The following is a 10,405-nucleotide window of genomic DNA, read 5'->3' as shown; positions in this document are numbered from 1 at the left end:
CCTTTGAGGCCATTTCTTTGGGTTACTTTTCTTTGGGCCAGCAAAGAAAAGGGACTCGGTCCTTCAGGACCGAAAGCGCCGCAGGCAATGCACAACCACTCTTCGAATCAGCAAAAAAAGCCCGATCGCTCCGCAACCGCACAGCTCAGTCATCGGCAAGAAGCTTTGCAAGCCGGCTTTGATCCCTCAGCGCTTCGCCGCTCGCGGTATAGCGGGGACGTAGAACCTAAGGCGAGCAACCCACTCCACTGGCCATACACGTCAGGGCTTTTACCTCACCCATGCTGAGAGCCTTTGAGGCCATTTCTTTGGGTTACTTTTCTTTGGGCCAGCAAAGAAAAGTGACTCGGGCCCTTTAGGGTCCGAAAGCGCCGCAGGCAATCCACAACAACTCTTTAAGCCAGCAAAAAACCGCAGTCGCTCCGCGACCGAAAGCGCCGCAGGCAATGCGACAACAACGCAAACAGCTATGCCATCGAGAGAACGCAATGCAAAAACATCACCAGCGTGCATCGCGCACGCCAGCGGCGAACAACTGCCCGCCTCGGCAATCAACCCCAAACCTTTAGGCCCACTCCATCACATTTTTCACATCCATCCCTTTGAGAAAACTCAAAAATTCCCATCCCCACCTGCTTAAGTATTCCCAGCTACCGCCGAAAAAGTCTTCGAGGCGGCCAGCACAGCAGTCACTGGACCCCGCCGGCTTGAGTACCACATCACCGGTTCCAGGAGACTTCCATGTCACTCATTCTCAATACCAATATTTCGTCGCTGCAGGCTCAGAACAACCTGACCACCTCGTCCAGCCAGCTGAGCACCGCGACGGAAGATCTATCCTCGGGTCTTAAGATCAACAGCGCGGCCGACAACGCCGCCGGTTACGCGATCGTCCAGAACTTCCAGACGCAAGTAGGCGGCCTGAGCCAGGCCAGCCAGAACGCCACCGACGCGATCAATCTGTCGCAGACCGCGGGTTCGGCGTTGAGCCAGATCACCTCCAACCTGCAGTCGATTCGCGATCTGGCCGTGCAGTCGGCCAACGGTACGTATCAGGCAGCGGACCGCGCGGACATCAACACGACGGTTCAGCAGTATCTGTCGCAGATCAACACCATTGCCGACCAGACCAGCTTCAACGGCATCAACGTGCTCAACGGCACAGCCAGCACCTTGTCGTTCCAGGTCGGTGCGAACGTCGGCCAGGCCATTGACGTGTCGCTGGGCCAGGGTGCTACCACCGGCCAGCTGGGCCAGATCTCGGAAGTCTCCACGGGCGACATCAGTGGTGCGTTCCTGGATGCCACCGGCGGGACGGGTGCTGCGCTGAGCTTGAGCGGTTTGTCGATCACCGGTGCGGATGGCAGCGCCTTTACGTTCACCGGCGGCACGGCGCAGAGCGCGCAGGACGTGGTCGACTCGATCAATGCGGCGGGCATCGATGGCGTGAGCGCAGCGGTGAATGCCAGCGGCGGTATCAACATCTACTCCACCGGCGAGCTGGCGGTGAACGGTGCATCCGTCACCGGCGCGTCGGCCGCATCGTCGGCCTCGGGCAGCTTCGGCAACCTCACCTCCGGTGCCCTGGCTTTCGGCGCCAGCGGTGTCGGTACGGCGGCCAGCGGCTTGGCGGCTACGGGTGTGGCTTACACGGCGGGCAATGTGCTGGAAGCCTCCGGTTCGCTGGCAGGCGGCGATGTTTTGACGGTGGACGATGCCAACCAGCTGATCTCCCGCGTCGATGCGGCCCTGTCGACGGTGAGTACGCTGTCGAGCACCTTCGGTGCCGTGCAAGATCGCTTCCAGTCGGATATCTCGACGTTGAGTTCGCAGCAGACCAACCTGTCGTCCTCGCAATCCTCGATTCAGGACACCGATTTCGCCGCGGAAACGGCGGTCTTGAGTCAGGCGCAGGTGTTGCAGCAGGCGGGTATCTCGGTGCTGGCTACCGCCAACTCCGAACCGCAGAACATCCTCAAGCTGTTGCAGTAACAGGTACCACCGGCCATGGCGATCTCGCCATGGCCGGGATTTTGCTTCTAAGGGTTCTGGCGGCCACGCGCCGCCAGAAAACTTACACGAGCAGCTGGTAAAGCATTGACCTGAGACGTGAGTGTTTTCCCAGCAGCTTGACGGCATGCGGCAATGCCGCTGCGTTCGGCAAGATGAATTGCGAGGTCTCACATGAGCAGCATTTCCAGCGTTGGAAGTTCGGCAAGCGCGATCTCCAACGCCATTACCGGCTCCAGCTCCGCCGGCAGCACCGCATCGTCGGGTGGCAGCGGCTCGGAGGTTGCAAACATTTCCGGTACGGGCCTGCTGAGCACGCTGGGCTTGGGTTCGGGCCTGGATGTGAGCTCGATCATCAGCGCTCTGGTGAGTGCGTCCGAAGCGGGCCCGCAACAGCAAATCACCAATCAGACCAATAGCGACAACGCGCAGATCGCCGGATTGTCCGCACTCAGCACCGCGCTCACTGGCCTGCAGACGGCGCTGTCGGAGCTCACCTCCAGCACAACCTACCAGACATACGACGCCACGTTTTCCGCCAACAGCACGTCGGCCAGCGGTGTCGGCACGGCGACCACGCTGCCCGATGCGTCGCCCGGCAGCTACAGTATCGACGTCAGCCAGCTGGCGACGGCGCAGACCAGCATCAGCAGCCCCGTCAGCAGCGGCGCGGCGGTCGGCGGCGGTTCTTTGGATATCACCGTGGGTAAAAACTCCATGGATTTGACGGTGTCCTCGACCGACGACCTGGAAACCATCGCCACCAATATCAATAACGCCAGCGATAATCCGGGTGTCACCGCGTCAGTGGTGGCAGGCAACAACGGCGAACAGCTGGTGCTCACCTCCACCGAAACGGGCACCGCCAACGCCTTCACCGTCAGTGCCGGCAGCGATAGCAGCAGCGGACTTACCGCGCTGGCGAGCCAGCTCAATTCACCCGGTACAGGCGCGGCGCAGAATGCCGAGCTCACCGTGGACGGTATTCCGGTAACCAGCGCTAGCAACGATGTCACCGGTGCACTGACCGGCGTCACGATGGATCTCACCTCCACCGGCAGCTCCACCCTGACGGTTGCGCAAAGCACGACGCCGATCAGCACGGCGGTCAATGATTTCGTCACCGCGTACAACACCTACAACAGCGAAGTGAGCGAGCTGGCCAGCTACAACACCTCCACCGGGCAGGCTGGCGTGCTGCTCGGCGATCCGACGCTCAATTCGATCCAGAATCAGCTGTCGGAAGTGATGAGCAGCACCGTCAAGGGCAACAGCATCGGCAGCCTGGCATCGCTGGGCATCACACGCAATTCCGACGGCAGCCTGTCGCTGAATACCGAAACGCTCGACAACGCACTCAGCAGCAGTCCTTCGACCGTGCAGAACCTGTTTGCGAGCAGTAATGGCATCGCCACGCAGTTGAGCGGCCTGGTCACCAACTACAACAGTTCCAGCGGCATCCTCGCAACACGCATCAACGATCTGAATTCCGATGTGAGCAACCTGGCCACCCAGCAGACCGCGCTCAACACGCGCATGGCCACCTACCAGCAGCAGCTCGTCAAGCAGTACACGAGCCTGGATACGTTGATGTCTTCGCTCAATAACACCAGTTCATATCTGACCGAACTCGAAAAACAAAGCAGTAGCAGCAGCTAATTCGTGAGGAGAAGGATCAAGCACCATGAGCTATGCGATGCGAAATGCAAGTGCGCTGTATCGCCAGACCAAGGCTCAGGGCAGCGTCGAAGGGGCCGACCGGCACCAGTTGATCGCCATGCTTCTGGATGGATTGGTCGACCGGATCAACCAGGCGAAGGGCCATATCCTGCATAAGGACATTCCCGCCAAGGGACAGGCGTTCGCCAAGGCGATCGGCATTCTGGGCGAGCTGCGCCGCAGCCTCGATCACGGCGTGGAGCCTGTTCTCACGGGTCGGCTGGATGCGCTGTACGACTACATCGGCCGCCGCTTGATCCATGCCCAGCTCAACGACGACCTGCGCGCGCTGGACGAAAGCGAGCGGCTGATCAAGCCGATCCGCGAAGCCTGGCACGCCATTCGCGGCCAATACCTGGCCGAGCAGGGCAAACTCACGGCCGTTACGCCATGAATGAAGCGGCACCCGCGAATCTTGAGCGCGCACTGCAGCTCACCCTCGAAATGCTCGATGCCGCCGCAGGCAGCAACTGGGATCGCGTCAGCCAGCTGGACGCCGAACGGGAGCGCCACTTGCACCAGCGCCGCGCCGGACCGCTGAACGAAAACGATCGCCAGATCGTTGCCGCGCTGCGCCGGCACAACCAGACGCTGCTGGCGCATGCCGAAGCGGCCCGCGCGACGTTCAAGCAGCAGCTGGAGCAACATCACTACAACCATCGTGCGCTGCGCAGCTATATCTCGTCGTCGAGGTAGGACTACTGCTATCGCGGTGAGGCGGGTCTTTGCCCCGGCATAAGCGTCCCTCTTGCCCAGCCGTCATTTCGGCCTTCGCCGGAATGACGTTCGAGCAAGATGAGCGTTTCAGCCAGACCACCAAGCGGCCCGACAGCGGTCCATGGCTTCATGGCACGCGTTATGAATACATCCAGCCTGCCGCCAAAATGCCATCGTCGCGCGGCACCGGGAGCGGTTTCATGCATACAGATGAAAAATGGCAGCAGTTCTCCGAACGCATGGCCTTCGAAGGCAGCCTTCACGTGGCCGTCGAGCCGTTTCAACCCATGCCCGATACCGTCGCACGTCTCAACGAGCGCAATCTGCATGTGCTGCGCACGCTGGCATCGCTCGATGAGCGACGCGCCGACACAGGGAATGACGACGATAACCCCGTCATGCAGGAGCTGCAGCGCATGGACAGCAAGATCAACGTATTGCTGGACATCGTCGACCGCCTGCTGATGCCCTCCATGCTGCTGCCGCCACGCCACACGGTGAAGTTCAACGCCGTCGGTCTGCTCGCTCCTCGATCGGTCGTGCCGGCTGACAGCCGCCTGCTTGTGCGTCTGCATTTCGACGCCTGCCGCGCCCTGCCGCTGGAAATTCCGGCGCTGCACGGGCCTGCTCCAGAGGGTCCAAGTTCTTTCATTTACTTTTGTGAATTGAACGAAATGGTCGAAGATGGGTTGGAACGTTTCGTTTTTTGTCACCACCGGCGAAAAGTGGCAGAAGCACGTCTGACAGGCTCGACGGAAAATGTGCCGGGCAGCAAACACAGAATGTGATGCCAATCACGTCGTGAGACATCCAACCTCGCCGATGTTTCGACATGCCTATGTGTCGATCGTCATGCCACCGGGCTGAACCACCCGTTGCGCCGCTCGGCAATATCGATCTAAACCCTTGATGTAAACGGTTTCTTTGTCGACACACAAATGTGAAGCGGTCGACTTCACGTGCGCGAAATCCGTCACGTCGCATGCGCGACGCATCGCACGGCCGGGCATGCCGCAAAAATTTTGGCGTTCTTCTTGCCTGGATCATGACACGTGCCGCGACGGATCCGTGGCGCACAGGGGACAACACGACTTGGGGACAAAGTGTCGGTGTTGGACAGCAGTCGCAGTAACAGCAGGACTCGTGCTCATGCCAAACAGCAATGTACTCATCGTCGAATCCAACGGAACACGCGCAGACATCGTGACCTCTGCCATGCAGTTCATGGGTTTTGTGCCGCAGCGATGGGATGCAAACGTTCCGATCGATTCGACGACGCACGATTGGCGTGCGGTGTACATCGGCAGCATCGACGATGAGCAGCTGTGCGATCGCGTATTGGCCTCGCTGGACGTGCCGGCCGAGCAGCTGCTGGTCCTGGTCGGTTCGGACTCGCCGCAATTGGAGCGCCTGACCAAGGGCGGTTCCGCGTGCGCGGCGCAACTTGAAGTACTGGATTTTCCGCTGCGCTACGAACGCCTGGCCGAAGCCGTGCGCCGCGCGCCCTCGCTACGCGCCAGCACCCAGCCGGCGGCGCCGCTGCGCCTGGTCGGCAGCTCCTCGGCCATGGGTCGCGTCAATGCACTGATCCGTCAGGTGTCGCCGTTCGATTCCAGCGTGCTGGTGTTGGGTGAATCGGGTACCGGCAAGGAAATGGTGGCGCGTGCCATTCATGACTGCTCGCCGCGCCGCGACAAACCGTTCGTGGCGATCAACTGCGGCGCCATTCCGGCGGAACTGCTGGAAAGTGAATTATTCGGCCACGAGAAAGGTGCATTCACCGGCGCCATCAGCACCCGCAAGGGTCGTTTCGAAATGGCCGAGGGCGGCACGCTGTTCCTCGACGAAATCGGCGACATGAGCCTGCCGATGCAAGTGAAACTGCTGCGCGTGCTGCAAGAGCGCATGTACGAGCGCGTAGGCAGCAACCGGACGCAGCGCTGCGACGTGCGCATCATTGCCGCCACGCACCGTAACCTGGAGCAATCCACCGCCGACGGCCGCTTCCGTGAAGATCTCTACTACCGCCTGAGTGTGTTTCCGCTGGAGATGCCGCCGCTGCGCGAGCACCTGGAGGACATGCCCGAGCTGATCGCCGAATTCAACCAGCGCCTGCACCGCCGCGGCCTCAACAGTGTGCGCTTCAGCGGCAGCGCGATGCAGGCCCTGCGCCAGCACACATGGCCTGGCAACGTACGCGAGCTTTCCAATCTGGTGGAACGCCTGGCCATTCTTTATCCGAACAGCGAAGTGCGCGCGACCGATCTGCCGGAAAAATACCGTGGCATGCAACCGATCGACGAAGCCAGCGGCAGCCTGGTGCGCGCGATGTTCGACGGACAGGTCAAGCCCGCCGCCTCGCACACCCGCAGCGTGCTCGATACCGAAGTGATGCTGCCCGAAGGCGGCGTGGACTTGAAGGATCACCTGGCCGACATCGAAGTGGGTTTGATCCGCCAAGCGCTTGACGTTACCGACGGCGTGGTCGCGCATGCAGCGAAACTGTTGCACATGCAGCGCACCACGCTGGTGGAAAAGCTGCGCAAGTACGGTTTGCAATCGGCTTGTCGTGGTAGCGATACCTCGCCGCACAGTGGCACGGCGGTTGCTTAACGTACCTTGTGGCCCGTCACGCGTTGGAAAACCGACATGACTCAGATCGACGTCAACAATGTGCTTTCGCAAATGCGCGCGCTCAGCGCGCAAGCATCGGATGGGATGAGCTCGGCAACGGGAATCACCTCGTCAGCCACATCGACCAACAGCGCGGGCGCGAACTTCGCGACGCTGTTCAAGCAATCCATCGGTGCCGTCGCCGCGCAGCAGAACGACGCGCAGGCGCAATCGAGCGCGTTCGAGCGTGGCGATCCGGGCGCTGACCTGGTCAAGACGTCGATCGCCGGACAAACCGCCGATCTTGCGTTTCGCGGTTTGGTGGAAGTGCGCAACAAGCTGGTCGATGCGTACACCACGATCATGAACATGCCGGTTTGATGCACGTACTCCCTCTGCGTTTCGGCGAGAGGGCTGGAGTCGAGGGGGCCATCTTGCGAAGAAGCCGCGAATGCAGACCATCCATGCAACCACCCGTCGCGGCTTCCATCGTCATCTCAAGAGCGGACCCTTACTCCAACCCTCTCTCCGAAGCGGAGAGGGAGTCATCGCATAACTCCTGACGAATCCCCATGGCCGACACCCTGCCCACACCTGCCAATTCGCGCCCGGATCAGCTCAAGATGCTGCTGCGCAACCCCACCACGCGCCTGCTCCTGACGCTGGTGGGTGTTGCCGCTGCCGTTGCGCTTGGCGTGGGCATCGTGCTCTGGTCGCGCGGCCCCAACTTCGCATTGTTGTATGCGGGGCTCGATCCGAAAGATGCCGCGGCGGTGACGCAAGCCCTGCAGGCCAGCAATACACCGTTCCGTCTTGGTGCCGATGGTGCATCCATCTCCGTACCGGCCGACGCGCTCGCCGATACGCGCATCAAGCTCGCCGCCCAGGGCCTGCCGCAAGGCAGTACCGCCGGCGCCACGATGCCGCAAAGCGATTCGCCGTTCGGCATGAGTGACCTGGCCGAAAGCACGCATTACCGCGAGATGCTGGAAACGGACCTCGGCAACACCATCGCCGGCCTGCAGTTCGTGCGCGCCGCGCGCGTGCACCTGGCGTTGCCCAAGACGTCCGCGTTCATTCGCGACAATCATCCGGCCAGCGCATCGGTGCTGTTGACGCTGTATCCCGGCCGCCAGCTCGACAACAGTCAGGTGCAGGCGATCGTGCACCTGGTGTCGGCCAGCGTGCCGGATCTGGATCCCTCGCAAGTGTCGGTGGTCGATCAGGAAGGCACGCTGCTCACGGTCTCCGATCCCGACAGCCCCGGCGCGGTGGGCGATACACGCATGCGCCTGGCCACGATGATGGAAAACAGCTACGCGCAACGCATCGAAAACCTGCTGACACCCTTGGTGGGCGAAGGCCGCGTGCGTGCGCAAGTGGATGTGGCACTGGATTTCAGCCAGACCGAAAAAGCCAGTGAAAGCTACGACGGCGCCAACCCCGCGCTGCGCAGCGAGCAGACCAGCAGCGAACAGAAACACGACGACGGTGGCGCTGGCGAAGTCGCCGGCGCGCTAAGCAATCAACCGCCGAACACCGTGGCGCAACCCACTGCCGCCAAGCCCAATGCAGGCACGCCGCCGGCCGCCAATGCCACGGCAAGCAACGCCACCAAGACGGCATCCACGCCCACCGATACCTCATCCAGTTCTACCCGCAACTACGAGTTGGGTCGCACCATCAGCCATGTGAGCGATCCCGCCGGCCGCCTGGTGCGCATGACGGTCGCCGTGGTGGTGGATAACCAGCCCGCGCCCGACGGCAAAGGCAAGAGCATTCCACTCTCTGCTCAGGAGCTGCAGCATCTGACCGATCTCACCAAGAACGTGGTCGGCTTCGATGCGCAGCGCGGCGATAGCGTAAGCGTGATCAACCAGGCCTTCTCCGATACGCCGGTCGACACCGCCGAACCCGCTGCCCAACCGTTCTGGGAGCGGCCTGGCATGCTGGATCTGATCAAGCAGGGCGCAGGCATTCTCATTGCCGTGCTGATCGCCTTCGGCTTGCTGCGTCCGCTATTGAAAGGTCTGCTGCGCGCGCCCGAGCCGATGCCGGCGCTGGCGGGTCCCGTGCCGACCGTTTCCGTGCGCATCGCCGACGATGAGCGTGAAGATCCGGTGCGCATCACCTCGCCGCAGATCCAGAGCATGGCGTACGAACAAAAGATCGGCGCCGCGCGCAAGCTGGCGCAGGAAAATTCCAAACAAGTCGCGCAAGTCGTGATGAACTGGGTGGGCGAGGATGGCAGCTGACCACAACGCCCCCAATGGCGCACAGCGCGCGGCGATTCTCTTGCTCACCTTGGGCGAGCAGGACGCCGCCGAGGTGCTTAGGCATCTGAGCGCGCGCGACGTGCAGGCCGTCGGTACGGCCATGGCCACGCTCAGCAATATCTCGCGCGATCAGGTCGATCAGGTGCTCAACCGCTTGAACGACGACATCGGTCGCCAGACCGCGCTCGGCGTCGGCACTGAGGAATACATCCGCAAGTTGCTGGTCAGCGCCTTGGGCGAAACCAAGGCCGGCAGCCTGATCGATCGCATTTTGCTGGGCCGTTCCACCAAGGGCCTGGAGTCGCTCAAGTGGATGGAAAGCCGCGCCATCGCCGAAATGATCGGCATGGAACATCCGCAGATCATCGCCCTGGTGCTGGCGCATCTGGAGCCGGACCAGGCCGCCGAAGTCATCGGCTATCTCTCGCCGCGCGTGCGCAGCGATGCGGTGATGCGCATCGCCAATCTCGACGGTGTGCAGCCGCAAGCGCTCAACGAGCTGGACGAAATCATGGAGCGCCAGTTTTCCGGCTCGTCGACGAAATTGAAATCGGCCACGGTCGGCGGCTTGAAAGCGGCGGCCGACATTCTCAACGCGATGGAAACCTCGCGCGAAGCCGAACTGATGACCGCGATCCGCACCCAGGACGCCAACCTCGGCACCAAGATCGAAGAATTGATGTTCGTGTTCGACGATCTGGCCGACATCGACGATCGCAGCATGCAGACGCTGTTGCGCGAAGTGCCCTCCGCACGCCTGATCGTGGCGCTGAAGGGCTCCGAACCGTCGGTACGCGAAAAGATTTTCGCCAACATGTCCAAGCGCGCCGCCGACATGCTGCGCGACGACCTGGAAGTGAAAGGCCCAGTCAAGCTCAGCGAAGTGGATGCCGCGCAGAAAGAAGTGCTGCAGCTTGCGCGCAAGCTGGCCGATGCGGGGCAGATCACCCTGTCGGCCGCCGGCGATGAGTTTGTGTGATGGCAAATGCGTCCTTGCCGCGCAACCACATGCCAGTTCCCTCCCCTACGTTTAGCAGGGGAGGGGCAGGGTGGGGTGAAGCCCCCAATCT

The 10,405-nt window shown here is 61.7% G+C and carries 10 protein-coding genes; all 10 read left to right on the top strand.

From position 1 onward, the window contains the following. A partial coding sequence (locus DWU98_RS22185) for a hypothetical protein (protein WP_230474760.1) occupies positions 1 to 182 on the top strand: 182 nt, incomplete at its 5' end. A 559-nt stretch (positions 183 to 741) separates the two neighbouring features. Next, positions 742 to 1,992: a flagellin N-terminal helical domain-containing protein gene (locus tag DWU98_RS08580; protein WP_115495149.1), complete on the top strand. Its 1,251-nt coding sequence runs from the start codon at positions 742 to 744 to the stop codon at positions 1,990 to 1,992. Positions 1,993 to 2,184: 192 nt separating this feature from the next. Further along, a complete protein-coding gene (fliD, locus tag DWU98_RS08575) occupies positions 2,185 to 3,669 on the top strand; it encodes a flagellar filament capping protein FliD (protein ID WP_115495148.1) in 1,485 nt (494 codons plus the stop codon). Between the two features lie 25 nt (positions 3,670 to 3,694). After that, on the top strand, positions 3,695 to 4,123 hold the full coding sequence (gene fliS / locus DWU98_RS08570; protein WP_115495147.1) for a flagellar export chaperone FliS: 429 nt from the start codon (positions 3,695 to 3,697) through the stop codon (positions 4,121 to 4,123). After that, positions 4,120 to 4,425, top strand: coding sequence for a flagellar protein FliT (gene fliT, locus DWU98_RS08565; protein ID WP_115495146.1), 306 nt, complete (start codon positions 4,120 to 4,122; stop codon positions 4,423 to 4,425). The genes fliS and fliT overlap by 4 nt, the downstream gene beginning before the upstream one ends. 83 nt (positions 4,426 to 4,508) lie before the next feature. After that, positions 4,509 to 5,234 carry a PilZ domain-containing protein gene (locus tag DWU98_RS08560; RefSeq protein ID WP_115495145.1) on the top strand — a complete coding sequence of 242 codons (726 nt, stop codon included), beginning with the start codon at positions 4,509 to 4,511 and terminating at the stop codon, positions 5,232 to 5,234. Positions 5,235 to 5,595: 361 nt separating this feature from the next. Then, positions 5,596 to 7,059, top strand: a complete 1,464-nt coding sequence (locus DWU98_RS08555) for a sigma-54 dependent transcriptional regulator (protein WP_115495144.1) — start codon at positions 5,596 to 5,598, stop codon at positions 7,057 to 7,059. A gap of 36 nt (positions 7,060 to 7,095) precedes the next feature. Next, the gene (gene fliE / locus DWU98_RS08550; RefSeq protein ID WP_115495143.1) at positions 7,096 to 7,440 is read left to right on the top strand and encodes a flagellar hook-basal body complex protein FliE; all 345 of its coding nucleotides are present in this window, start codon (positions 7,096 to 7,098) and stop codon (positions 7,438 to 7,440) included. 191 nt (positions 7,441 to 7,631) lie between these two features. Continuing rightward, on the top strand, positions 7,632 to 9,314 hold the full coding sequence (fliF, locus tag DWU98_RS08545) for a flagellar basal-body MS-ring/collar protein FliF (protein ID WP_115495142.1): 1,683 nt from the start codon (positions 7,632 to 7,634) through the stop codon (positions 9,312 to 9,314). Beyond that, complete coding sequence (fliG, locus tag DWU98_RS08540) at positions 9,304 to 10,314, top strand: flagellar motor switch protein FliG (protein ID WP_115495141.1); 1,011 nt, start codon at positions 9,304 to 9,306, stop codon at positions 10,312 to 10,314. Before fliF ends, fliG begins: the two co-directional genes overlap by 11 nt. The last annotated feature ends 91 nt before the right edge of the window (positions 10,315 to 10,405 follow it).

Source organism: Dyella monticola, from assembly GCF_003363155.1.
GTDB classification, from domain to species: domain Bacteria; phylum Pseudomonadota; class Gammaproteobacteria; order Xanthomonadales; family Rhodanobacteraceae; genus Dyella_B; species Dyella_B monticola.
The sequence above is the reverse complement of the archived record's forward strand: the minus strand, read 5'-3'. Positions and strand labels throughout refer to the sequence as shown.

Coding starts and splice junctions, on each gene's coding strand:
- fliF (WP_115495142.1), top strand. CDS start 7,632: ATGGCCGACACCCTGCCCACACCTGCCAATTCGCGCCCGGATCAGCTC.
- DWU98_RS08580 (WP_115495149.1), top strand. CDS start 742: ATGTCACTCATTCTCAATACCAATATTTCGTCGCTGCAGGCTCAGAAC.
- fliD (WP_115495148.1), top strand. CDS start 2,185: ATGAGCAGCATTTCCAGCGTTGGAAGTTCGGCAAGCGCGATCTCCAAC.
- DWU98_RS08560 (WP_115495145.1), top strand. CDS start 4,509: ATGACGTTCGAGCAAGATGAGCGTTTCAGCCAGACCACCAAGCGGCCC.
- fliE (WP_115495143.1), top strand. CDS start 7,096: ATGACTCAGATCGACGTCAACAATGTGCTTTCGCAAATGCGCGCGCTC.
- DWU98_RS08555 (WP_115495144.1), top strand. CDS start 5,596: ATGCCAAACAGCAATGTACTCATCGTCGAATCCAACGGAACACGCGCA.
- fliG (WP_115495141.1), top strand. CDS start 9,304: ATGGCAGCTGACCACAACGCCCCCAATGGCGCACAGCGCGCGGCGATT.
- fliS (WP_115495147.1), top strand. CDS start 3,695: ATGAGCTATGCGATGCGAAATGCAAGTGCGCTGTATCGCCAGACCAAG.
- fliT (WP_115495146.1), top strand. CDS start 4,120: ATGAATGAAGCGGCACCCGCGAATCTTGAGCGCGCACTGCAGCTCACC.